Source organism: Mesorhizobium sp. M0408 (genome assembly GCF_040321495.1).
Taxonomy (GTDB): domain Bacteria; phylum Pseudomonadota; class Alphaproteobacteria; order Rhizobiales; family Rhizobiaceae; genus Mesorhizobium.
Window position 1 is genome coordinate 165,481 of the sequence record NZ_JAMYRO010000003.1, and the last position, 22,884, is coordinate 188,364.

The window sequence follows — 22,884 nt, forward strand, 5'->3', positions numbered from 1 at the left end:
AGTTTCGCCGGCAATTGGGTATTGCAAGCGTCTATATCAATGTCACGACCAGAAGGATGGAGCCGTTTCCTCCAGCCGCGGGCCGCGGCGAAACGGCGCGATCCGTTCGGTCAGGCCGCTACGGTCGGAAATGTCGACGCCGACGCCGCACAATGTCGCCGGTCCGGTCGACGCCTCGAAGCGGCCTTTCGGCACCTTGGACAAGAACCGGTTGAGCGGCTCCTCCTTGTCCATGCCGAGCGAGGAATCGTAATCGCCGCACATGCCGGCATCGGAAATATAACCGGTGCCGCCATTGAGGATCTGGTGATCGCCGGTCGGCTGATGCGTATGGGTGCCGACAACAAGGCTGGCACGGCCGTCGACGAAATGAGCGAAGCACATTTTTTCCGAGGTCGCCTCGGCATGGAAATCGATGACGATCGCATCGGCCTGCTCGCCAAGCGGACAAGCGGCAAGTTCGCGCTCGCCGGCCTGGAACGGATCGTCGAGCTCGGGATGCATGAACACCCGGCCCATGATGTTGGCGACCAGCACGCGCGCGCCGTTCCTGGCGATGTAGACGCCTGAGCCGCGCCCCGGCGTACCCTTGGGGAAATTGGACGGACGCAGGAAGCGCTCTTCGCGCGGCGCGAAAATCAGCGCATCGCGCTGGTCCCAGACGTGGTTGCCGGTGGTGACGACATCGGCGCCGGCCGAGATCGTCTCACGAAAAATTTCCTCGGTGATGCCGAAGCCTCCGGCGGCGTTCTCGCCATTGACGATGACGAAGTCGAGCTTGAAATCCGAAATCAGGCCGGGCAGCTGTTCCCACACCGCCGTACGTCCTGTCTTGCCGACCATGTCGCCGAGAAAGAGAAGTCTCATGCGCACTTCTATCCAGAGCCATGGACGCTAGGCAAGCGGTACCCGCGATTGGTTCTAATGTCGGCCGAAAGTGGCGCGCTGCCGTTGCGGCTTTGCGCTCGCGCCCGCTGCGCGAACGGGCGATGGCGTCATAGGCGACGGCGGATTCCGTCCGCGTAGCCAGAAGAACCAGACGTAGAAGGCGATGAAACCGCCGGTGACGACAAGCAGCAACAGCCCGCCACGCCAGCCTTTCATTGCGGCGGTATCGAGGTTCGATGGATCGGCAGGGTCGTAGTACAATTCTACCTTGTCGCCCATGGACGCACTGTAAAGACCGATAATTTTTCCCTTTCCGGACCAGGTCATCGGCGCGTCGTTGACCACATAGGTGACGGCGACATCGATGCCATCCGTGGTGAGGCCGTTTTCCTGCGTTTCGGTGTAGGGATCGACATCCGTCACCGTGGCGACCGTCTGATGCCAGGCGGCTTTGTGATGCAGCGTGGTCCCGATGACGTGCAATCCCATCGCAAACAGCGCTACCGCGATCAGGGCGAACGGCATCAAGAGGAATCGCATAAAGACAAAAGCCATCGCGCCATCGACCCGGATTGTATTGCAGAAACACTATCCTGATATGTCTTGGAAACGCGTTAAGCGGATCGGAACATTTTAAGGGATACCGAACCGGCGCAACCCGCTCTCGGTGAGTATTTCCGGAATGATCACGTCATGCGGCTCGTCCGGCACCAGGGCCACCTCCTGGCAGTCGAAGGCAATGCCGATCAGCCGCGGCTGCTGCCCCTTGTCGGCCAGCCGCGCGATCGCCCGGTCGTAATAGCCGGCGCCGTAACCGATGCGGTGGCCGCGCGCATCGAAGGCGGCGAGCGGCACCAGCATGACCTGGGGGTCGAGTACCTCGGCTTCCTCATGCGGCCCGACGGTGCCGAAGCCCATGTCGATCATCGGCGCGCCACGCACCAGCTCGCGAAAGACGATGGTGGTCTTGTCCAGAATGGCCGGCAGGCAGAGCCTTGCCCCCTTCTCGCGCAAGGCAAACATCAGCGGCCGGACGTCGACTTCCGAGCGCATCGGCCAGAAGCCTGAGACGATCTGGCCCGGCTCGACCGTGATCCGGTCGCGCGCCGTCTCGGCCATTTCGAGTGCTGCCTCCACCCGCCAGAAAGGATCGAGCGCGTCGCGGCGCCCGAGGGCTTGGTTGCGGAGATTTTTTTTCAGGTCTTTTGGGGATGTCATGCGCCGACGCTAGAAAAGGTCAGATTTGAATGGAGTTTTACGAGCGACGTTTTGGAGGAGCGGGGCGAACTTTTCGTTCGTGAGAGCACCGCACAAAGCGGCGCGACGACAAGATCCGCCAGACATGGCCTTTTCGATAGGTGACGATCCACACAACCGGTGGAGAGAGCGATCCCGGGAACCTACAAAGTAGGTGGGCGCCGTATGAGAAAACCCACGGGTCTTCCCAGGGACAGCTCCCTAGGGATCATTAAGGCCCCGGGGAAAATGTTCTCCTGCCGGGAAGCGCAGACCGTCTCCGCCAATATAGGCAGACGGCAGACCAAGCGCCAGAGAGACGACATGTTTCGAGTCTTAAATCGACGCAGAACCGCTCGACGAGGTCGCGCCGGCAAGATCCCCGCTTTGCCAGCGGCGCCTTGCACAGCGAAGGCCGCGTCCTTAGGGTCGCGCGATGAACCCGGGAGCAAAAATGCGTTTCGAAGGCACGGCAGCCTATGTTGCCGACAAGGATCTGATGGTGGCGGTCAACGCGGCGATCGCGCTGGAGCGGCCGTTGCTGGTCAAGGGCGAGCCCGGTACCGGCAAGACCGAACTTGCCCGCCAGGTGGCGGCGGCGCTCGGCCTGGATCTGATCGAATGGCACGTCAAATCGACCACGCGGGCGCAGCAGGGCCTCTATGAATATGATGCCGTCTCGCGGCTGCGCGACAGCCAACTCGGCGACGAGCGCTTCAACGACATCCGCAATTACATCAAGCGCGGCAAGCTGTGGGACGCCTTTGCTGCCGGCAAGAAAGTCGTGCTTCTGATCGACGAGATCGACAAGGCCGATATCGAGTTCCCCAACGATCTGTTGCAGGAACTGGATCGGATGGAGTTCTTCGTCTACGAGACCGGCGAGACCATCCGTGCCACCGTCCGGCCGATCGTCATCATCACCTCCAACAACGAAAAAGAGCTGCCGGACGCCTTCCTGCGCCGCTGCTTCTTCCACTACATCCGCTTTCCCGACGTCGAGACGCTGCACAAAATCGTCGACGTGCACTATCCCGGCATCAAGCAGAACCTGGTGCGCGCCGCACTCACGCAATTCTATGAAATCCGTGACGTGCCGGGCCTCAAGAAGAAGCCGTCGACCTCCGAGGCACTCGACTGGATCCGCCTGCTGGTCGCCGACGACATCGCGCCCGAAGACCTGCGCGCCGACCCGAAGAACGCGCTGCCGAAACTGCACGGCGCCTTGCTGAAGAACGAACAGGACGTGCATCTGTTCGAGCGCCTGGCTTTCATGGCGAGACGGCAGGGGTGAGGGGCCGGTCGGCCGGAAGCCCACGAAGTCACCGGACAGCGCTTTCCCGGTGCTGGACCGTTGCCTCTAGCCGGGCACGGAGGCAGCTTCGGGTTGCCGAGTTCAGAGGGAAACGAAATGACCGAGATCACCGTCCGCCCATTGGCGCAATCCGACCATACCAACTGGCGGCGTCTGTGGACCGCCTACCTCACCTTTTACGAAACCAAGCTGCCGGAAGAGGTTTACGCCGTCACCTGGAAGCGGCTGTTCACGGCGGGCGAGTTCGAGCCGAAGGGTTTCATCGCCACCCTCGACGGCAAGGCCGTCGGCCTGACGCACTATCTCTACCATCGCTCCTGCTGGTCGCAGATAAACAACTGTTATCTGCAGGACCTGTTCGCCGACCCCGATGTGCGCGGCAAGGGCGTCGGCGCCGCCCTGATCGAAGCGGTCAAGCAGGAAGCCGGCAAGATCGGCGTCAAGAACGTCTACTGGATGACCCACGAGACCAACACCACCGCACGCAAGCTCTACGACCACGTGGCGCGCAGGACCGGCTTCATCGAATACGATCTGTTGTGATGAGAGCGCATACTGTCAAAATTCTAGATCATCGATGTCAAAATCAACATCATCGTCATCGTCGTCATAGCCGTAGCGAGAGCGGCTAATCGCCCGCACCTTGTTTACACGGACAGCCTCGATATGCTTCTCAAAATCGATTAACCGGAGGTTTCGATCCGACAGATGCTCAAATTCTGGCGCCAATGATCCGCCAAAAGGCGCCTTAGAAACACCAGAAGTCCGGGAAACAATCGCAGATAGCCAATTTTGATCGTCAGATGGCAATCGAGCGCCCAAATTGATTCCAGGACCATAAAGGCATCTGCCGTCGCCATACGCGGCAATTATTATCGCTCTAATATGAGCATTTTCCAGCTTGCCGGTTCTCTCTATAAGATCCTTGCTATGCTTAAGGCCGCACGTAAAAAGGAGCCAAAGGCACCAAACAATTTCATGATGATGGCTATAAGACGAATGCTTTGCGATTAACGTCGATATGACCTCTGACCAGCCGTCCACATCTAAATCTTCACCAATAGCATAACGCTTTGCTACAAGTAAAAATGCATAATCTATTGAATGCGGGAAATGCTGAACTATTCTTTGAAGCTTTGGCTCTATTATGTTCCATGTATCTTTCTTGTAAACTTTCGCTTTATCTAGTTTTCGTAAAGCGATTTTAAGGGGGCTTTCGGAGCCCATGTCCTTTGACATCTGATAGGAACTGTCGAGCAGGTATGCTACCTTATCCGATTCAAGCTCCCCCCACTTTTCAACACCGAACCCTCGTAATCTTTGTGCCCACAGGTCGTCAATTGGAGACAGGCCGTTCAAAATTCCGGTTTTTGGATCGTTAAGTTGCAATTCATAGTCCAGCAATACCTCTCTTAGATGAGATAAGACAACGCTGGCGTCAGACTCGCTTCTAACTCCAATATAAAAATCATCGACATGCCGAATGGCCCCGACAATTAGATGCTGAGCTCGCTCGTTAAGGCTTTTGTCTATCTGACATCCAATGAATTCGGCTATCAAACGATATGCGTCCGGGCCAATTAGAATACCGCGCGTCTGCTCCCTTTGAGATTGCTGCACGAACCAGTCGAGTGCATTGAACCTATTTTTCTTTGATTTTGGGTCCCTATCCAGCTTAGACGCCTCTGTCCCATGCGCGATCCACGGTATTGAGTGCGTGTATATGCTGGAAAAATACTGAGATATGTCAGTCTTAAGGATGTATGGAGCGTATCTAATTCGCTTAGCGGTCTGGTCTGATAACTCGCTGAGAGAGGCTACTATGACGGATCGATCGTCATCCTTGCCCCCAATCTTTGGGCTACTCAGGCTATATGGAGAAAGGTTGAATTGTTTTTCAAACTTTTTCCAGTTTGCAGAGACAAACTCACAAATACTAAAGTACGTTATAGGATTTGGCGTCGCATAAGCCCGACGATTTCCATCGTGTTTCGTGCCGACATACCGAATATAGGCGGTGGACCGCTTTTTATAAAATTTTCTAGTATTAAGCTCTCCCACCAATCCAATTAGAGATCTATTTAAGTCCGCACTATCGAAGCAAGGCGGAAGGGTTTCAGGGAAAAGGCCTTTGCTCAGTAGGGTTCTTCTCAAAGACATGAATTCACGACAAAATGCCCTATAACCGGATAGCCTCGTTCGAGGTTATCGTAAATGACAGCCAGCATTCAATCTAATACATTCATTTTCATGTTCATCCCCTTCTTCCTCGAACTGAAGGCAGCGCGGGTTCCGGTCTCGCTCCGCGAATATCTGTCGCTGCTGGAGGGGCTGGAGGCCGGGCTGGTCGACTATGATGTCGAGGGCTTTTACTATCTCGCCCGCGCCGCTCTGGTGAAGGACGAGCGCCACATCGACCGCTTCGACCAGGTCTTTTCGCACATCTTCAAAGGTGTCGAGGCGCTGGCTGGCGAAAACGCGGTCGATGTCGCAAACATCCCGGAGGAATGGCTGCGGAGGCTCGCTGAAAAGCACCTCTCCGACGAGGAAAAAAAACTTGTCGAGGCGCTGGGCGGCTTCGGAAAGCTGATGGAGACGCTGAAGAAGCGGTTGGAGGAGCAAAAGGGCCGGCATCAGGGCGGTTCGAAATGGATCGGCACCGGCGGCACCTCGCCCTTCGGCGCCTATGGCTACAATCCCGAAGGCGTGCGCATCGGCCAGCACGAGAGCCGCAACCGCCGCGCGGTAAAAGTCTGGGACAGGCGCGAGTTCAGGAATTTCGACGATGCCGTCGAACTCGGCACCCGCAACATCAAGGTCGCGCTGAAGCGCTTGCGCCGCTGGGTGCGCGAAGGCGCCGAAGAGGAATTCGACCTGTCCGGCACCATCCACGCCACCGCCGAACACGGTTATCTTGACGTTAAGACACAACCCGAACGTCGCAATGCGGTCAAGCTTCTGATGTTCTTCGATGTTGGCGGCTCGATGGATGACCACATCAGGAGCGTCGAGGAGCTGTTTTCGGCTGCCCGCGCCGAATTCCGCCAGCTCGAATATTTCTACTTCCACAACTGCCTCTACGAAGGCGTGTGGAAGGACAATCGCCGCCGCCATGCCGAGGTGATTCCGACCTTCGATCTCCTGCATAAATATGGCCCCGACTACAAGGTGATCGTCGTCGGCGACGCCTCGATGAGCCCCTATGAGATCGCCCATCCCGGCGGCTCGGTCGAGCACTGGAACAAGGAGGCCGGTGCCGTCTGGCTCGGCCGGCTGCTGCAGCAATGGCCGAACGCCATTTGGCTCAATCCGGAAGGCGCGAAGAACTGGGGCTATACCCATTCGATTGCCATGATCCGCGATATCTTTGGCGGCCGCATGTTTCCGCTGACGCTCGCCGGCCTCGAAGCCGCGACGAAGCAACTTTCAAGGAAGCACTGAATGGATCCACGCAAAACAGGACGGTCGACCTGTTTCCTTTGCCTGCAATGCGGTGTCCAGTTCGCGGCGACAGCGACGCCGCCGCGACATTGCCCGATCTGCGAGGACGAGCGGCAATATGTGCGCTGGGAGGGCCAGGCCTGGACCACGCCGGAAGAGCTCGCCGCCGGGCATCGGCTCGTGATCAAGGATGATGCCGGCGTGCTCGCCTTCGGCATCGAGCCGCGCTTCGCCATCGGCCAGCGCGCATTGCTGGCGCAAACGCCGCACGGCAATGTGCTGTGGGACTGCATCTCAATGGTAAGCGACGAGGCGGTGGCGGAGATCAACCGCCGGGGCGGCCTGGCCGCCATCGCCATTTCGCACTGCCATTATTATTCGGCAATGGTCGAATGGAGCGCGGCGTTTGGCGGCGTGCCGATTTATCTGCACGCCGATGATCGTCAGTGGATCATGCGGCCGCATCCGGCAATCATCAGTTGGGAGGGCGAGATGCGCGCCATAAACCCGTCGCTGACGCTCATCCGCTGCGGCGGCCACTTTGCCGGTGGCCAGGTGCTGCACTGGAAGCGCGATGCCGGCAATGCCATCCTGGCCGGCGACATCCTGCAGGTGACGCCGACCCGCCGTCATGTCAGCTTCATGTACAGCTATCCGAACTATATCCCGCTCAACGCGACGAAGGTGCACGGCATCAAGGCCGCGCTGGAGCCTTTCGCGTTCGACCATATCTACGGCGCATGGTGGAACCAGAACGTCATCGGAGATGCAAAGGCGGCATTTTCAGCATCGGTTGCGCGCTATCTCGCGGCCATCGCCTGAGGAATTCTTTGCAACGGGATAGGAAATACGGGCAAACGCCGTAACAAATGCCTATTTCAGGCGAAGTTGGGAAGGCAACCCAAATAGCGAGATAAGCTAAGAGGAAAAAATGGACAGCCACACCTACCCCGTTACCCGCACCGATGCCGAATGGCGCGCCCGGCTGACGCCCGAGCAATATGCGGTGATGCGCAACCACGGCACCGAGCGGCCGGGAAGCTGCGCCCTGCTGCACGAGAAGCGCGCCGGCACCTTCTCCTGCGTCGGCTGCGACCAGCCCTTGTTTGAATCCAAGCTGAAATTCGAGAGCGGCACCGGTTGGCCGAGCTTCAACGACCCAGTGCCGGGTTCGCTCGAGACCACCGTCGACCGCAGCTATGGCATGGTCCGCACCGAGTGCCATTGCGCCCGCTGCGGCAGCCATCTCGGCCATGTCTTCGACGACGGCCCGCCGCCGACCGGTCTGCGCTATTGCATCAACGGCGTGGCGCTCAAATTCGATCCGGCCGCCTGATCGTCAGGCCACAACCACCAGGATCAGCCACAACGTGGCGCCAAGCGTCATCAGCGAGGCCATGACGCCACTCGATTTTCCGGCAGTTCGCCAAACGGCAAAGGTCAGGAAGATATTGTAGGGCACCGGCGCGAAATGCACCGCCAGGACTAGCGCAAGCGGCAGCTTCAGCCCGAGCAGAATGAGTGCCGCCACCGACGACGCGACGTTGATCGCTGTGCCGACAACGACCAGGTCGCGCCAGAACAGCCGATCGAGCGGCACGCCGCCGAACCAGCGTGAGCGGAAGAAGGCGGCAACGCGCGACATGATCGTCATCGATCGACCGGCTCCCTCGCTCTGCTCACCAGAGCGATTCTAAGGATTGCGTCTGGAAACCCTGCTTTATTCCCGACCCAGAACTTCGGCAATCGCGCGCTCGAAACGCGAGGCTTCCGTCACCAGCCAGTCGGTCATCGCCGGCCAATTGTCTTCGGCAAGACAATTCACCCGCCACATCGAATTGATGCCGAGGCCGTCGCAACTTTGTTCTGGCCTGAGCTTCAGCCTGTCTTCGATGGCCGGCTGGAACGGCTTCAACCGCGACCAGGCTTGCGTGGCACCGAACTTCTCGTTGCGGCCGAAGAAGACGCCGACATGATTCTGCGCAGGCGCGACGTACATGGAAAGGACCAATGCGAAATCGGGCAGCCCACGCTGCCAGAACCACGGTCCGCGCCTCGCCAGCAGAGCCCTTTCATCCGGATGCCGTTCCGCGAACAGCGTCCAGAAGCTGCGTTGGCGGAATTCAGAGGCGCGGCGGGCGCCAAAATCGAATTCGCTCATGGCTGGAATCCATGGTCAGAACCGCTTCTCCCGCGATCGTCTCCGGCGCCGAGGCCGGCCTTTACACCATGCCGAGCGCAGCCTTGTACAGATCGAGGATGGATTCCTCTTCCTGCCGCTCGGCCTGGTCCTTCTTGCGCAGCCGGATAATCGACCGCATCGCCTTGGTGTCGAAGCCGGTGCCCTTGGCCTCTGCGAACACTTCCTTGATGTCGTCGGCAATCGTCTTTTTCTCTTCCTCGAGCCGCTCGATGCGTTCGATGAAGGCGCGCAGCTGGCCGGCGGCAACAGTCTGGCTGGTCTCGATGATGTCGTCGGCCATAGTCTTCTCTCCGCGTCGTTTTCTCACCGCGACTCGGGGTGACCCGAGCGGCGAATTGCAGCGGTTCGATGCCCGACCGGGCGCGGCGGGTCAAGGTGCTATCGATGCGGCATGAAGGGTTGCTGCCAGGCGCCGACAAGGCTGTCTGATGCCGGCCTATTTCACCCGAACGCGATCAGCAGATCCTTGGCATCGATCTGGTCGCCGGCCTTGACCAGCACCTCGGCTATGGTGCCGTCGCGTTCGGCATGCAGCGCCGTTTCCATCTTCATCGCTTCGATCGACAGCAGCACGTCACCCGCCTTCACCGGCTGGCCGGCAGCCACCGAAAGCGCCGAGACGACGCCAGGCATCGGCGCGCCGACATGCGCCTCATTGCCCGGCTCCGCCTTGCGCCGTGCCTTGGCGGCGGAGGCGCCATGCGCCCGGTCCGGCACCTTCACCCGGCGCGGCTGCCCGTTGAGCTCGAAGAACACGGTGACCATGCCCTTTTCGTCGACATCGCCCATGGCAAGGCAGCGCACCACCAGCGTCTTGCCTTTTTCGATGTCGACGAAAATCTCGTCTTCCGGCTTCATGCCGTAGAAATAGGTCGGCGTCGGCAGCACGCTGACCGGCCCGTAGGTCTCCTGCGCGGCGGCAAAATCGGAAAACACCTTCGGATACATCAGCCACGACGCGAACTCGAACTCACTGAGCTTGCGCTCGAGCTTTTCCTCGACCTCCGTGCGACTGGCCTTGAGGTCCGCCGGTTTGAGCAGCGAACCCGGCCGCACCGTGATCGGCTTTTCGCCCTTCAGCACCTTCTTCTGCAATGGCTTTGGCCAGCCGCCCGGCGACTGGCCGAGATCGCCGCGCAACATCGACACCACCGAATCCGGGAAGGCGATGTCCCTCGCCGGATTCTCGACGTCGGCGACGGTCAGGTCCTGGCTCACCATCATCAGCGCCATGTCGCCGACGACCTTGGACGACGGCGTCACCTTGACGATGTCGCCGAACATCAGATTGACGTCGTGATAGGTCTGCGCCACTTCGTGCCAGCGTGTCTCCAGCCCGAGCGAGCGCGCCTGTTCCTTGAGGTTGGTGAACTGACCGCCCGGCATTTCGTGCAAATAGACCTCCGATGCCGGCCCCTTCAGGTCGCTTTCGAAGGCTGAATACTGGTTGCGCACCGCCTCCCAGTAGAACGAGATGTTCCTGATCCACTGCGGGTCGAGGCCTGGATCGCGCTCGGTGCCCTTCAGCGCCTCCACGATCGAACCGAGGCACGGCTGCGAGGTGTTGCCGGACAGCGAATCCATCGCCGCGTCGATGGCGTCGACGCCGCTCTCCACCGCCGCCAGCACGGTTGCCGCCGACAGGCCGGATGTGTCGTGGGTGTGGAAGTGGATCGGCAGGTCCGTCGCCTCGCGCAGTGCCTTGAACAGCACGCGGGCAGCGCTCGGCTTTAGAAGCCCAGCCATGTCCTTGACAGCGATGATATGGGCGCCTGCCGCCTGCAATTCCCTGGCCAGGCCGACATAGTATTTCAGATCGTATTTGGCCCGCGCCGGATCGAGTATGTCGCCGGTATAACAGATCGCCGCTTCGATCAGTCTGCCCTCGGCGCCGACCGCATCCATGGCCACGCGCATGTTCTCGACCCAGTTCAGGCAGTCGAAGACCCGGAACAGGTCGATGCCGCCGGCAGCGGCCTGGCGGACGAAATGCTGGACGACATTGTCGGGATAGTTGGTATAGCCAACGCCGTTGGCACCGCGCAGGAGCATCTGCAGCACAAGGTTGGGTGCTGCCTCGCGCACCAGCGACAGCCGCTCCCATGGGTCTTCGGTGAGAAAGCGCATGGCGACGTCGAATGTGGCGCCGCCCCAGCATTCGAGCGACAAAAGCTGTGGCAGCGCGCGCGCATAAGTGCCGGCAATGCCGGCGATGTCATAGGTGCGTACCCTTGTGGCGAGCAGCGACTGATGCCCGTCGCGCATTGTCGTGTCGGTGACCAGCACCTCTCTTTGCTCGCGCATCCAGGCGGCGAATTTCTCCGGCCCGAGCACGTCGAGCTTCTGCTTGCTGCCTTGAGGCACATTGCCGTTGAGATATGGCACCACCGGTGGCGCCGCATCGGCCTTTGGCTGCGGCCGGCCGCGCGTCTCGGGATGACCATTGACCGAAACGTCGGCAAGGTAGTTGAGCAGCTTGGTCGCGCGGTCCTGCCGCTTCACACTGGCGAACAGTTCCGGCGTCGTGTCGATGAACTTGGTGGTGTAGGAATTGTCGGCGAAGCTCGGGTGATTGATGATCGCCTCGAGGAACGTGAGGTTGGTCGCCACGCCGCGGATGCGGAATTCGCGCAGCGCCCGGTTCATGCGGGCGATGGTCTCGGCCGGCGTCGGCGCCCACGCCGTTACCTTTTCCAGCAGCGGATCGTAGAAGCGGGTGATGACCGCGCCCGAATAGGCGGTGCCGCCATCAAGGCGGATACCGAAGCCGGTGGCGCCGCGATAGGCGGTGATGCGGCCATAATCGGGGATGAAATTATGCTCGGGGTCTTCGGTGGTGATGCGGCACTGCAGCGCGTGGCCGTTGAGCCTGATGTCCTTCTGCGCCGGCACGCCCGATTCCGCTGTGCCGATGGCAAAGCCGTCGAGGATGTGGATCTGCGCCTTGACGATGTCGATGCCGGTCACCTGTTCGGTGACGGTGTGCTCGACCTGGATACGCGGATTGACCTCGATGAAATAGAATTTTCCGGTATCGGCATCCTGCAGGAACTCGACCGTGCCGGCGCCGATATAGCTGGTTTCGCGCGCGATCCTCAGCGCGTAGCCGCAAAGCTCCTCGCGCTGTGACATTTCGAGGTAGGGCGCCGGCGCCCGCTCGACCACTTTCTGGTTGCGACGCTGGATCGAACAATCGCGCTCGAACAGGTGCACGGCGTTGCCATGTGTGTCGCCCAGCACCTGCACCTCGACATGGCGCGCGCGCTCGATCAGCTTTTCGAGATAGACCTCGTCCTTGCCGAAAGCGGCCTTCGCCTCACGCTTGCCTTCCATCACCTCGCGGGCGAGATCGGCCTCGGAGCGGATGGCGCGCATGCCCCGGCCGCCGCCGCCCCAGGACGCCTTGAGCATCACCGGGTAGCCGATCGTCTTGGCGAGTTCCTTTACCGCCGCCATGTCGTCCGGCAAGGGATCGGTAGCGGGAATTACCGGCACACCGACTTCGATTGCGAGATTGCGGGCGGCGACCTTGTTGCCCAGCCTGCGCATCGTATCCGGCTTTGGCCCGATGAAGATGATGCCGGCCTTGGCGCAGGCTTCGGCGAATTCCGGGCTTTCCGACAGCAGACCGTACCCTGGATGTATGGCATCGGCGCCCGATAGCCTGGCGACGCGGATAACCTCCTCGATCGACAGATAGCTTTCGATCGGCCCCATATCCCTGGCCAAATGCGGCCCGCGCCCGACCTGGTAGCTTTCGTCGGCCTTGAAGCGATGCAGGGAGTATTTGTCCTCCTCTGCCCAGATCGCCACGGTTTTGAGGCCGAGCTCGTTTGCCGCGCGGAAGACGCGGATGGCTATTTCGGAGCGGTTGGCGACAAGGATCTTCGAGATTGCCAAGGACAGGGCTCCGGACGCGGGGAAGGGAACTGCCGGATATGATTAGCGCGAAAATGCTGCAGTGCAAACAAAATCGAAAAGAGGATTAAACCGATTTAATTTGATCTATCGCGCTGACACATTGCGTGTCGATCCGAAGAACGCCTGGGCAGTTCCGATCCAGGCTTTCGGGAACTCTCATAAAAAATGCCCGGCGCGAGGCGCCGGGCATTCTCATGTAGCAACGTCCGGTTATTTGCCGGGTGCGTTCTCGACATAGGTGTACTTGCCGTCGTCACCCTTCTTCCAGGTGTACATGACGTAGTCAGGACGGGTGATATCGCCCTTCGCGTCGTAGCCGATCTCGCCGATCGCGGTCTTCCAGGGGCCGGCCGACTTGATGGTCTCGGCTACCTTCTGAGCGTCATCGGCTGAACCGGTCTTGGTGATGGCGGCCGCGATGATTTCCATCGCTGCGTAGGAATAGAGGGTATAGGCCTCGGGCTCGAAGCCGGCCGCACGGAACTTCTCGACGAGTTCCTTGGCGTTCGGATTCTTGCGCGGATCCGGAGCGAACGTCATCAGCGTGCCCTCGACGGCGTCGCCGGCGATGGAGGCCAATTCGTTCGACACGATGCCGTCGCCGGACATGAAGGTTGCCTTGAGGCCCTGGTCAGCGAGCTGGCGTATGATCAGGCCGGCTTCGGTGTGCAGGCCGCCATAGTATACGACCGAGACGCCCGCGTCCTTCATCTTGGCGATGAGGGCCGAGAAATCCTTGTCGCCGACATTGATGCCTTCATACATGGCCTCAGTCACGCCGTTGGCTGCGAGCGCCTTCTTGGTTTCGTCGGCGAGGCCCTGGCCATAAGGCGTCTTGTCATGGATGACAGCGATCTTGGCATCCTTGAAGTTCGCGGCGAGATAGTCGCCAGCGACCTTGCCCTGCTGATCGTCGCGTCCGCAGGTGCGGAAGGTGTTCCACATGCCACGTTCCGTCAACTTCGGATTGGTCGCGGCCGGCGTGATCTCAAGGATGCCGTTCTCGGCGTAGACTTCCGACGCCGGGATCGAGACGCCGGAGTTGAAGTGGCCATCGACATACTTGACGCCGTCGGCGACGAACTTGTTGGCGACCGAGATGCCTTGCTTGGGATCGGAGACGTCGTCGCCGACTTCAAGCTTGAGCTGCTGGCCAAGAACGCCGCCGGCCGCATTGATATCGGCGACTGCCTGTTCGGCACCCTTCTGAAGCTGGGCGCCGAACGCTGCGTTCGGACCGGTGATCGGACCGGCAACGCCGATCAGGATGTCAGCCCACGCGTTGCCGCTGAACGCGACAAGCGCGGTCAGGGCGACGGCGGACAAAAGTGACTTTTTCATTGAAACGCTCCCATTTACCGAGTGGGCGTGGATGTTGCTTTCATGCGATGCCCACTCTTGCTCGCAGAAAGAGTACTTTGCCGATTTTCAGGCACTTGTCACGCCGATTCATCCCTGAAACGCCGTTAATGATAAATGTCAACCTTTTGGTTTCCAGCTCAAAAGAGAGGCTCTTTCGTAAAGCCAATTATACTGCGTTACCATCTGGTTGGTGCGCGTGTATTGGTAGCCGATGAAGCCCAAGATCATCAGCACAATGGTATCGACGATGTAGTAATGCAGCGAGAACATCGTTCCGCCGAACAGCGCGTGATGAATGAACCTTATGCCGATGCCGAGCCCCAGCATGAAGGCGAACAACTGGGCGAAGCTGCGCCACGTCTGCGCACACGCCTTGCCCGTCATCCACGCCGCCCAGCCGCCGAGCAGGCAGGTGACGAAGAAGAACTGCCAGATCGAGGGTTCCTCATAGAGAATGCCCTGCATGATTGATGCCTCCTGAAACTCAGTGATGGCCGCCTTCGAGATAGGCGGCGCGCACTTCCGGATTGGCGAGCAACTCCTTGCCGGTGCCGCTCATCGTCACATTGCCGTTGACCATGACATAGCCGCGCGTGGCGAGTTTCAGCGCGCCGAAGGCGTTCTGCTCGACCAGGAACACGGTCAGGCCTTGAGTCCGGTTCAGCTCGCGGATTGCGTCGAATATCTGCTTGACGATCAGCGGCGCCAGGCCGAGCGACGGCTCGTCGAGCAAAAGCAGCTTCGGCCGTGCCATCAGCGCGCGCCCGATCGACAGCATCTGCTGCTCGCCGCCGGACAGCGTGCCGCCACGCTGGGCAATGCGTTCCTTCAGGCGTGGAAACAGCGTGAACACCTTCTCGACGTCCTCGTCATAATGCTCAAGGTTGTCGAGGCTGGCGCCCATTTGCAGGTTTTCCATCACCGTCATGCGCGGGAAAATGCGGCGCCCTTCCGGCGACTGGGCGATGCGCATGCGCGCGATCTCGTGGGTCGGCAGTTGGGTGATGTCGGTACCGGCGAATGTGATGGTACCCGCGCGGGCGCGGGGAGCACCGAAGATGGTCATCATCAGCGTCGACTTGCCGGCGCCGTTGGCACCGATCAGCGCTACGATCTCACCTTGCCTGACGGTGACGTCGACACCGTTCAGCGCCCTGATGTTGCCGTAGTAGGTCTGAACGCCCTTGATATCGAGCAGCGTTGTGCCGGCCATCACTTGCGCCCTCCGCGCCGATTGGAGACGCGCGGCGTCTTCGGCTTCACCGGAGCCTTGGTGGCCGGCTTTGCTGCAGAGGATTTCGCGGCAGAAGATTTCGCCGTCGGTTTGGCTTTGGCCTGCGCTGCCGCCTTGCTTGCTGCGGCACTCGACCTCGCATCGAACTGCCCGGCTTTCGAGGCACCTTTCGACACGGTGACGCGCTCGCCCTCGCTGTGGCCGACCGTGTCGGCAACCGGTCCGGCGAGATAGGAAGACGATGTGCCTGGGCCGTGGGCGGCATCCGGGCCCGTATCCAATTGCTCGATGACATCTTCGTCGCCGACTTCGGTGAGCACCGTCTCGACCTCCTCGTCGTCGACGCCAAGATAGGCGGCGATGACGCGCGGGTCGGTTCGCACCGATTGCGGGTTGCCGTCCGAGATTTTGCGCCCGTATTCGAGCACCACGACGTGATCGGAAATCTGCATCACCACCGCCATGTCGTGCTCGATCAAAAGGATCGACGTGCCGGTGTTGTCCTTGATGTCCATCAGCAGCGCATTGAGCCCCGCCGATTCTTTCGGATTGAGACCAGCGGCCGGCTCGTCGAGGCACAGAAGCTCAGGCCCGGTGCACATGGCGCGAGCGATTTCGAGCCGCCGCTGCGCGCCATAGGGCAGATCGCCGGCCGGATCGTCGGCGCGGTCGACAAGATCGGCCTTCTCCAGCCAGTGCTCGGCCAGTTCAACCGATTCCGCCGAGGCCTGTCTGTAGCCGCTAAAGCCGAACAGGCCGAGAATGGTGTAACCGGAGGCCTTCATCAGCTTGTTGTGCTGGGCGACGAGAAGGTTCTCCAGCAGCGTCATGCCCGAGAACAGGCGGATGTTCTGAAAGGTGCGCGCCACCTTGGCGCGCGCCGGGATCTCATGGTTGGGCAAGCGTTCGAGCAGGAACGTCGAGCCGTCGCGCCGGTTGAGCGTGATCATGCCTTCCGACGGTTTGTAGAAACCGGTGATGCAATTGAACACGGTGGTCTTGCCGGCGCCGTTCGGACCGATCAGCGCGGTGATCTCGCCGCGCTTGGCCTGGAAGGAAAGGTCGCCGATGGCGACGAGACCGCCGAACTTCATCGACAGATGCTCGACCTGCAGGATGGCATTGTTCATGGAGGGGCTCGCGTTCATCAGCCGTGTCCCTCCTTGGTGAAGGACCCGGACACCGCCCTGCGCACCTTGAGGAAAGCTGTCGGCTCGCGGCTGCCGACGAAGCCGCGCGGCTTCCACAGCATGACGATGACCATCGCCATGCCGAACAGCAGCATGCGATACAGTTCCGGCGTGAAGCCGGACCCGAAACCGGGTATGACCGTAGTGTTGCCCCACCTGAGGCCGGTCTTGAGGAAATCCAGTTCGCGCAGGACTTCGGTGCCGCCGATCATCACCATGGCGGCGACGGCAATGCCGACCAGCGAGCCCATGCCGCCAAGCACGACGATGGCGAGGATGATCGCCGATTCCAGGAAGACGAAGGATTCCGGGCTGACGAAGCCTTGCCGCGCGGCAAAGAACGAGCCGGCGAAGCCGCCGAACATCGCGCCCGTGGCAAAGGCGGTGAGCTTGGTGGTGGTGGTGTTGATGCCGAGCGAACGGCAGGCGATCTCGTCCTCGCGCAGCGCTTCCCAGGCACGGCCGACCGGCATCCGCCTGAGCCTCACGGTGACGAAGGCCGTCAGCAGGCAGAGCCCGAGGATCAAATAGTAGAGGAATATCTTGTAGTAGGCACCCGATTGGGCGATGCCGAGCACCTTCGAGATGTAGTTCGGATCGGAGACGTTGAACGACATCAGGCCGAAGAAAGAGACCTTCGGGATGCCGGAAATCCCGGCCGAGCCGTTGGTCACCTCGCGCCAGTTGATGATCACCAGCCTTATGATTTCGCCGAAGGCGAGCGTCACGATCGCCAGATAGTCACCGCGCAAGCGCAGCACCGGGAAGCCTAGCATCACCCCCCAAAACGCAGCCATTAGGCCGGCGGCGGGCAGCAGGATCCAGAAGGAGAGGCCAAAATGCGTGCCGAGCAGCGCATAGGCGTAGGCACCGACGGCGTAGAAGGCGACATAGCCGAGATCGAGCAGGCCGGCCAAGCCGATAACGATATTCAGCCCCCAGGCCAGCATCACGTAGATCAGGATCTGGATGCCGTAATTGTCGACATATTTCAGCGAGCCCTGGAAACCGGCGGCCATCGACCCGGCATATAGCGCTAGCACCAACACCACCACGATCGGGTAGAGCGCCAGTGCAGTTATGCCCAATGCCGAGAAATGAGCATGAATGAAGGCCCGGAAATGATAAATCAGCCAGGCCAGCGCATAGATGATTGCAAGCGCCCGCACGAACCGCACGAAATCGGAAAGTTCCGGCCCTAAGGCCTCGGTCAGAAAGCCGCTGAGTGCGAGCAGAATAACGGCGACGGCGAGCGCCACGATGAACGCGGGAAAGCGGAAGAATCGCGAAGCCAGGCTGACCGGCAGCAGGCCGGTGGCGACGTCGACGATCTTCTGGTTCGCCAGGAAGGGTTGGCCATAGGCGACGTAAAGGAAGCGTCCGGCCATGGTGGCGATCACGACGCCGGCGAGCAAGCCCCAGCGCTGCACCAGGATCAGTTCGTTGGAGATGTTCTGGTCGGTCTTCAGGCCGATGAACAGCACGAACAGGCCAAGCGAAATGGCGCCGGCATAGAGCGCTTCGCGAAAGGCGCGCTGGACCGGGGTGGCGACGACGGTGCTTTCCGGAGACACGGTAACCGCCATGATCTCAGACCTTTTCGACTTCTGGCCGGCCGAGAATGCCGGAAGGCAGGAAGATCAGTACGATCGCCAGGATCGAGAACGCCGCGACATCCTTGTAGTCGATCGAGAAATAAGCCGACCACATGCTCTCGATGAAGCCGATCATCAGCCCGCCGAGCACGGCGCCGGGCAGTGAGCCGATGCCGCCGAGCACCGCGGCAGTAAATGCCTTCACACCGGGCGTAAAGCCGTCGGAAAACACCACCACACCGTAGTACATCAGGAACAACGTGCCGGCGACGGCGGCAAGGGCGGCGCCCATGATGAAGGTGATCGAGATGGTGCGGTCGACGTCGATGCCAAGCAGTGCGGCCATCTTGCGGTCCTGCTCGCAGGCGCGCTGCGCCCGGCCGAGCGAGGTCTTGTTGACCAGGTACCAGAACAGCGCCAGCAGGACTATGGTGACCAGGACGATGATGATCTGCTTCAGCGAGACGCTGATGCCTTCGATGTTGTAGACCTTGGACACCATTGGCGGGACCGGCTTGTTGCGCGGCCCTTGGGTCACCTGGACGAAATTGGACAGCGCAATCGACATGCCAATCGCGGTGATCAGCGGCGCCAGCCGGAATGAACCGCGCAAAGGCCGGTAGGCCACCTTCTCGATCGTCCAATTATACAGGCTGGTCAGCAGCATTGCGACGATCATCATGATCAGCAGCGCAACGACGATCGGCAGCGAATAGAACAACGCACCGAGGATAAGGAAAACGATGAGCGCGGTGAAAGCGCCGATCATGAAAATGTCGCCATGGGCGAAATTGATCATGCCGATGATGCCGTAGACCATCGTATAGCCGATCGCGATCAGCCCATAGATCGATCCCAGCGTCAGCCCATTGATAAGCTGCTGGACAAAATACTGCATGCTGTCGTGGCTCCCCTGGAATGTCGCCCATGCAGACGCATTCCTTTTCGTATTTCCCCTAGTCGTAAAGTTTCGAGCCCGGATTGCAACGTGATTTTTCGATCATTATGCGTGTTTTCGCCGCACGCCGTTCGATTGCCCGTTTTGTTCCCGTCCGCCCCCTGGACCATCGCGGACCCTACCATTGGCCTAACGCAATGTCTTTGACGATTCAATCGCAGCATGCGCTCCATTTCGAAGAAATCGCCGTCAAAATAAGTTGATGAGCGGGATCGTTGCGCCGTTGACGTCAATCCGCTTGCGCTCTCTCTTTCCCTTGCGTCAGTGTTTTTTCTATTTGACGACGAAGCCGTGCGCGAACGGGTCGCGGTCGTAGATGAAGATCGTGTTCAATCCGGTCATTCGTGCCCAGCCGCCGATCGACGGAATGATTGCCGGCTTGCCGGCGACGGTGACCTCTTCCTCGACCCTGCCCTTGAACAGCGAACCAATGATCGATTCGTGGACGAAGTCGTCGCCGACCCCAAGCTTGCCCTTGGCGTGAAGCTGCGCCATACGCGCCGAGGTGCCGGTGCCGCAGGGCGACCGGTCGATTGCCTTGTCGCCGTAGAAGACGGCGTTGCGGGCATCGGCTTGCGGGTTGGTCGGCGCGCCGGTCCACAATATGTGCGACAGCGTATTGATGCCGGGATTCTCCGGATGCACGAAGGTATATTTTTCGTTGAGCCGCTGCCGCACCACCGGGCTCCAGGCGATCAGTTCGCCGGCCGAATGGTCGGCCATGTCGCGATAGGTCTTTTGCGGTTCGACGATGGCGTAGAAATTGCCGCCATAGGCGACATCGACGCTGATCTCGCCGAGCCCGGGGCATTCGACCGTCAGTGCCTCGGCATAGAGGAAGGAAGGCACATTGGTGATGCGCACCTCCTCGACATAGTCGCCGACTTGGCTGTACTCCGCTACGACCACGCCCGCCGGCGTATCCAGCCTGAGCACGCCCGGTGTCTTCGGCTTGATCAGCCCATGCTCGACGGCAAAAGTTACCGTGCCGATGGTGCCGTGGCCGCACATCGGCAAGCAGCCCGAGGTTTCGATGAACAGGATGGCGATGTCGCAATCTTCACGCGTCGGCGGATAGAGGATCGAGCCGGACATCACGTCATGGCCGCGCGGCTCGAACATCAGCCCGGTGCGGATCCAGTCATATTCGGCCAGGAAATGCGCTCGCCGCTCCATCATCGTTGAGCCCTTGAGCAAAGGCCCACCGCCGGCGACCAGCCGCACCGGATTGCCGCAGGTGTGGCCGTCTATGCAGAAGAAGGAATTCTTGGCCATGCCGGCTCCCAACTGAATGTCTTCGAACTCAAAACCGTTGCGGGCTGAACGGGCCGAGATCGAGCGATGGATTCTGCCCGAGAACGAGCTCGCGGATCAAGCGCCCGGTCGCCGCAGCCTGGGTCAGGCCGAGGTGACCGTGGCCGAAACCATACACCACCGACGGCGTTTGTTGCGACCGCCCGATCACCGGCAGCGAATCCGGCAGCGACGGCCGGAACCCCATCCATTCGCGTCCATTGGCCGGATCCAGTCCCGGCAGGAATTTCTGCGCCTTTTCGAGCAGCGCTTTCGAGCGCGCATAATTGGGCGGCCGCTCAAGGCCGCCGAGTTCGACCGCGCCGCCGACGCGCAGGCCCGTCTCGAGCGGCGTGATGACGAAGCCATGCCCGGAGAAGATCAATTGCCGCCTTACATCGAAGGCAGTCTTCGGCAACGTCGTGTTGTAGCCACGCTCGGTCTCCAGCGGGATTCCGTCGCCGAGATGTCTCGCCAGCAGATGCGACCAGGCCCCGGCAGCGATGACGACGTGCTTCGCCCGTCGCCGCGTGCCGTCGGCCGTGGTCAAGATCGCGCCGTCCTGTCCCGCCTTGACACGCTCGATCCGGGCCCTTTCGAACCCGGCGCCCAACCTCTCGGCATAGGCCCACAAGGCCTTTCCAAGCAGCTTGGGATCGGCAACGGTTTTCCACCCCGGCACGAACGTTCCCTTGACGAAGCGCGGCGACAGACCGGGCTGCAGGGCTGTGAGAGCGCTCCCCTCGACATGGCTGAAGCCGATGCCGAAGCGCTGCCTTGCCGCCCAGCCGGTCAGCGAGGCCTTGAACTCGGCCTCGCTGTCGTAGAGTTCGAGCGAGCCGTCCTCATGCAGCATCGGCCGTGTGCCGGAACGGTCGAGCAAGCCCATCCATTCCGCCTCGGCGAGCTTCATCATCCCGGCCTGCGCGGCAAGGCCGGCTTCATAGCGGTCGCTTCGGCCGGCGCGCCAGAAGCGGACCAGCCAGGGCAGCAGCTTCGGCAGATACGCGGGTGGGATGCTGAGCGGGCCGAGCGGGTCGGCGAGCCATTTCGGCAACTGCTTGATCATGCCCTTGTGGGCGAGTGGCAGCACATCGGAGAAGGCAAAGGCAGCGGCATTGCCGGAGCTGGTTTCCTCACAGATCCCCGTCCGATCGAAGATCGTGACATTTTGGCCCGCCTCTGCCAGAAAGGCGGCGGCGCAGATGCCGATGATGCCGCCACCAATGATGGCGACATCGAGCGTAGCATTATCATTCATTGCCATGCGCCGCGCTGCACATCTGCAAATGCCTTCAAAGCGACTGGATCAGAATGTCGGCAGCTCTGGCCGCACCGCCAGCGCATCCCTGACGATCTTTTCGACTGCCTTGCGCCGCTCGCCCGACAATGGCTGGCGCGGCATGCGCACGCGGTCGTTGGTGTTGATCGCCAACACTTCGGCGAGCTTGATGTTCTGCACCAGATAGGTCGAGACGTCGAGGTCGAGCAGCGGCCGGAACCAGCGGTAGATCTTCAGCGCCTCCTCGCGACGGCCCTGTCTCATCAGCTGGTAGATGGCGACCGTCTCGCGCGGGAACGCGGTGACCAGGCCCGCCACCCAGCCGATGGCGCCGACCGACAGCGCCTCGAAGGCGAGATTGTCTACGCCGGTGAACAGGTCGTAGCGGTCGCCGAGGCGGTTGATGATCTCGGTCGAGCGGCGGATGTCGTCGGAGGACTCTTTTATGGCGACGAAGCGTTGGTCCTTCGCCAACTCCTCCATCTGGTCGACGGTGACGTCGACGCGGTAGGCAAGCCGGTTGGAGTAGATCATCACCGGCAGGTCGCCGGCCGCGGCGACGGCGCTGAGTGCCGCGACCGTCTCTTCGGCATTGGTATGGTAGATCGGACTCGGCACCACCATCAAACCGTTGGCGCCCGCCTTGGCGGCGCGGCGCGCGATCGCCGCCGCCTCGCGTGTACCGGCCTCGTTGACCGTCAACAGCACCGGTTTCTTGCCGGCGATCTTCTGCGCGTTCTTCAGCACCGCGATCTTCTCGTCGTGCGACAGCATCGGGCCTTCGCCGAGCGACCCGCAGACGATGATGCCGTCACAGCCGGCCTCCATCTGCAGCGCAAAGCAGCGCTCCATCTCGGCATGGTCGAGGCCGTCGTCCTCGGTGAATTTGGTCGTAACGGCGGGGAAGACTCCGGCCCACATGTCGATCGCTCCATCTGATATATCAGTCGTATATTTCTTAAGAAG

At 60.7% G+C, this 22,884-nt stretch carries 21 protein-coding genes, 1 other RNA gene and 1 pseudogene; 5 read left to right on the forward strand and 18 right to left on the reverse strand.

Features of this window, described 5'->3' with window-relative positions; genetic code table 11:
* Positions 1-42 precede the first annotated feature (42 nt).
* The 4 genes from NKI67_RS04840 to ssrS all read right to left on the reverse strand — a co-directional run bounded on the left by NKI67_RS04840 (position 43) and on the right by ssrS (position 2,403).
* The gene (locus NKI67_RS04840) at positions 43-867 is read right to left on the reverse strand and encodes a TIGR00282 family metallophosphoesterase (protein ID WP_023678036.1); all 825 of its coding nucleotides are present in this window, start codon (positions 865-867) and stop codon (positions 43-45) included.
* Positions 868-921: 54 nt separating this feature from the next.
* Positions 922-1,443 (reverse strand): DUF3592 domain-containing protein, encoded by a 522-nt coding sequence (locus NKI67_RS04845; protein WP_352569571.1) that lies wholly within the window; start codon positions 1,441-1,443, stop codon positions 922-924.
* 78 nt (positions 1,444-1,521) lie between these two features.
* Positions 1,522-2,106 (reverse strand): 5-formyltetrahydrofolate cyclo-ligase, encoded by a 585-nt coding sequence (locus NKI67_RS04850; RefSeq protein WP_352569569.1) that lies wholly within the window; start codon positions 2,104-2,106, stop codon positions 1,522-1,524.
* A 141-nt stretch (positions 2,107-2,247) separates the two neighbouring features.
* A non-coding RNA gene (gene ssrS, locus NKI67_RS04855) (6S RNA) lies at positions 2,248-2,403 on the reverse strand.
* A 175-nt stretch (positions 2,404-2,578) separates the two neighbouring features.
* On the opposite strand from ssrS, the gene NKI67_RS04860 reads away from it, so the two are divergent.
* The gene (locus NKI67_RS04860) at positions 2,579-3,418 is read left to right on the forward strand and encodes an AAA family ATPase (RefSeq protein WP_352569568.1); all 840 of its coding nucleotides are present in this window, start codon (positions 2,579-2,581) and stop codon (positions 3,416-3,418) included.
* Between the two features lie 117 nt (positions 3,419-3,535).
* Entirely contained in the window at positions 3,536-3,982 is a 447-nt protein-coding gene (locus tag NKI67_RS04865; protein ID WP_023678039.1) for a GNAT family N-acetyltransferase, read from the forward strand.
* Between the two features lie 15 nt (positions 3,983-3,997).
* Here the strand turns inward: NKI67_RS04865 and NKI67_RS04870 are convergent, their stop codons facing one another.
* The gene (locus NKI67_RS04870) at positions 3,998-5,059 is read right to left on the reverse strand and encodes an RNA-directed DNA polymerase (RefSeq protein ID WP_352644587.1); all 1,062 of its coding nucleotides are present in this window, start codon (positions 5,057-5,059) and stop codon (positions 3,998-4,000) included.
* Positions 5,060-5,689: 630 nt separating this feature from the next.
* On the opposite strand from NKI67_RS04870, the gene NKI67_RS04875 reads away from it, so the two are divergent.
* The 3 genes from NKI67_RS04875 (at position 5,690) to msrB (ending at position 8,216) form a co-directional block, all read left to right on the forward strand.
* Positions 5,690-6,880, forward strand: a complete 1,191-nt coding sequence (locus tag NKI67_RS04875) for a vWA domain-containing protein (RefSeq protein WP_352569623.1) — start codon at positions 5,690-5,692, stop codon at positions 6,878-6,880.
* Positions 6,881-7,702, forward strand: coding sequence for an MBL fold metallo-hydrolase (locus tag NKI67_RS04880; protein ID WP_352590027.1), 822 nt, complete (start codon positions 6,881-6,883; stop codon positions 7,700-7,702).
* Between the two features lie 109 nt (positions 7,703-7,811).
* Complete coding sequence (gene msrB, locus NKI67_RS04885) at positions 7,812-8,216, forward strand: peptide-methionine (R)-S-oxide reductase MsrB (protein ID WP_352569565.1); 405 nt, start codon at positions 7,812-7,814, stop codon at positions 8,214-8,216.
* 3 nt (positions 8,217-8,219) lie between these two features.
* Here msrB and NKI67_RS04890 read toward each other — a convergent pair whose 3' ends face one another.
* The 13 genes and pseudogenes from NKI67_RS04890 to NKI67_RS04950 form a co-directional block, all read right to left on the reverse strand.
* A complete protein-coding gene (locus NKI67_RS04890) occupies positions 8,220-8,534 on the reverse strand; it encodes a hypothetical protein (RefSeq protein ID WP_023678043.1) in 315 nt (104 codons plus the stop codon).
* A gap of 66 nt (positions 8,535-8,600) precedes the next feature.
* The gene (locus NKI67_RS04895) at positions 8,601-9,041 is read right to left on the reverse strand and encodes a hypothetical protein (protein ID WP_352644588.1); all 441 of its coding nucleotides are present in this window, start codon (positions 9,039-9,041) and stop codon (positions 8,601-8,603) included.
* Positions 9,042-9,102: 61 nt separating this feature from the next.
* The gene (locus NKI67_RS04900; RefSeq protein ID WP_023678045.1) at positions 9,103-9,363 is read right to left on the reverse strand and encodes a DUF2312 domain-containing protein; all 261 of its coding nucleotides are present in this window, start codon (positions 9,361-9,363) and stop codon (positions 9,103-9,105) included.
* A gap of 161 nt (positions 9,364-9,524) precedes the next feature.
* Positions 9,525-12,983, reverse strand: a complete 3,459-nt coding sequence (pyc, locus tag NKI67_RS04905) for a pyruvate carboxylase (protein WP_352644590.1) — start codon at positions 12,981-12,983, stop codon at positions 9,525-9,527.
* Between the two features lie 231 nt (positions 12,984-13,214).
* Positions 13,215-14,345 (reverse strand): branched-chain amino acid ABC transporter substrate-binding protein, encoded by a 1,131-nt coding sequence (locus NKI67_RS04910; protein WP_023678047.1) that lies wholly within the window; start codon positions 14,343-14,345, stop codon positions 13,215-13,217.
* Positions 14,346-14,483: 138 nt separating this feature from the next.
* Complete coding sequence (locus NKI67_RS04915; protein WP_023678048.1) at positions 14,484-14,831, reverse strand: DUF6867 family protein; 348 nt, start codon at positions 14,829-14,831, stop codon at positions 14,484-14,486.
* Positions 14,832-14,850: 19 nt separating this feature from the next.
* Positions 14,851-15,579, reverse strand: a complete 729-nt coding sequence (locus NKI67_RS04920; RefSeq protein WP_352455032.1) for an ABC transporter ATP-binding protein — start codon at positions 15,577-15,579, stop codon at positions 14,851-14,853.
* 8 nt (positions 15,580-15,587) lie between these two features.
* Positions 15,588-16,748 (reverse strand): annotated as a pseudogene (locus tag NKI67_RS04925) (ABC transporter ATP-binding protein); the annotation flags it as partial.
* The gene (gene livM / locus NKI67_RS04930) at positions 16,748-18,376 is read right to left on the reverse strand and encodes a high-affinity branched-chain amino acid ABC transporter permease LivM (protein ID WP_352574662.1); all 1,629 of its coding nucleotides are present in this window, start codon (positions 18,374-18,376) and stop codon (positions 16,748-16,750) included. The pseudogene NKI67_RS04925 and the gene livM, both read right to left, overlap by 1 nt.
* 4 nt (positions 18,377-18,380) lie before the next feature.
* Positions 18,381-19,283: a branched-chain amino acid ABC transporter permease gene (locus NKI67_RS04935; RefSeq protein WP_023678052.1), complete on the reverse strand. Its 903-nt coding sequence runs from the start codon at positions 19,281-19,283 to the stop codon at positions 18,381-18,383.
* A gap of 333 nt (positions 19,284-19,616) precedes the next feature.
* A complete protein-coding gene (locus tag NKI67_RS04940) occupies positions 19,617-20,618 on the reverse strand; it encodes a 4-hydroxyproline epimerase (protein WP_352634258.1) in 1,002 nt (333 codons plus the stop codon).
* A gap of 28 nt (positions 20,619-20,646) precedes the next feature.
* Complete coding sequence (locus NKI67_RS04945) at positions 20,647-21,897, reverse strand: NAD(P)/FAD-dependent oxidoreductase (protein WP_352569560.1); 1,251 nt, start codon at positions 21,895-21,897, stop codon at positions 20,647-20,649.
* A gap of 48 nt (positions 21,898-21,945) precedes the next feature.
* Complete coding sequence (locus NKI67_RS04950) at positions 21,946-22,839, reverse strand: dihydrodipicolinate synthase family protein (RefSeq protein WP_352569559.1); 894 nt, start codon at positions 22,837-22,839, stop codon at positions 21,946-21,948.
* Between the last annotated feature and the right edge of the window lie 45 nt (positions 22,840-22,884).

Bases quoted from the DNA above. Each gene is read 5' to 3' on its own strand.
- NKI67_RS04840 (WP_023678036.1), bottom strand. From the start codon at position 867: ATGAGACTTCTCTTTCTCGGCGACATGGTCGGCAAGACAGGACGTACG.
- NKI67_RS04845 (WP_352569571.1), bottom strand. From the start codon at position 1,443: ATGGCTTTTGTCTTTATGCGATTCCTCTTGATGCCGTTCGCCCTGATC.
- NKI67_RS04850 (WP_352569569.1), bottom strand. From the start codon at position 2,106: ATGACATCCCCAAAAGACCTGAAAAAAAATCTCCGCAACCAAGCCCTC.
- NKI67_RS04860 (WP_352569568.1), top strand. From the start codon at position 2,579: ATGCGTTTCGAAGGCACGGCAGCCTATGTTGCCGACAAGGATCTGATG.
- NKI67_RS04865 (WP_023678039.1), top strand. From the start codon at position 3,536: ATGACCGAGATCACCGTCCGCCCATTGGCGCAATCCGACCATACCAAC.
- NKI67_RS04875 (WP_352569623.1), top strand. From the start codon at position 5,690: ATGTTCATCCCCTTCTTCCTCGAACTGAAGGCAGCGCGGGTTCCGGTC.
- NKI67_RS04880 (WP_352590027.1), top strand. From the start codon at position 6,881: ATGGATCCACGCAAAACAGGACGGTCGACCTGTTTCCTTTGCCTGCAA.
- msrB (WP_352569565.1), top strand. From the start codon at position 7,812: ATGGACAGCCACACCTACCCCGTTACCCGCACCGATGCCGAATGGCGC.
- NKI67_RS04890 (WP_023678043.1), bottom strand. From the start codon at position 8,534: ATGACGATCATGTCGCGCGTTGCCGCCTTCTTCCGCTCACGCTGGTTC.
- NKI67_RS04895 (WP_352644588.1), bottom strand. From the start codon at position 9,041: ATGAGCGAATTCGATTTTGGCGCCCGCCGCGCCTCTGAATTCCGCCAA.
- NKI67_RS04900 (WP_023678045.1), bottom strand. From the start codon at position 9,363: ATGGCCGACGACATCATCGAGACCAGCCAGACTGTTGCCGCCGGCCAG.
- NKI67_RS04910 (WP_023678047.1), bottom strand. From the start codon at position 14,345: ATGAAAAAGTCACTTTTGTCCGCCGTCGCCCTGACCGCGCTTGTCGCG.
- NKI67_RS04915 (WP_023678048.1), bottom strand. From the start codon at position 14,831: ATGCAGGGCATTCTCTATGAGGAACCCTCGATCTGGCAGTTCTTCTTC.
- NKI67_RS04920 (WP_352455032.1), bottom strand. From the start codon at position 15,579: ATGGCCGGCACAACGCTGCTCGATATCAAGGGCGTTCAGACCTACTAC.
- livM (WP_352574662.1), bottom strand. From the start codon at position 18,376: ATGGCGGTTACCGTGTCTCCGGAAAGCACCGTCGTCGCCACCCCGGTC.
- NKI67_RS04935 (WP_023678052.1), bottom strand. From the start codon at position 19,283: ATGCAGTATTTTGTCCAGCAGCTTATCAATGGGCTGACGCTGGGATCG.
- NKI67_RS04940 (WP_352634258.1), bottom strand. From the start codon at position 20,618: ATGGCCAAGAATTCCTTCTTCTGCATAGACGGCCACACCTGCGGCAAT.
- NKI67_RS04945 (WP_352569560.1), bottom strand. From the start codon at position 21,897: ATGAATGATAATGCTACGCTCGATGTCGCCATCATTGGTGGCGGCATC.
- NKI67_RS04950 (WP_352569559.1), bottom strand. From the start codon at position 22,839: ATGTGGGCCGGAGTCTTCCCCGCCGTTACGACCAAATTCACCGAGGAC.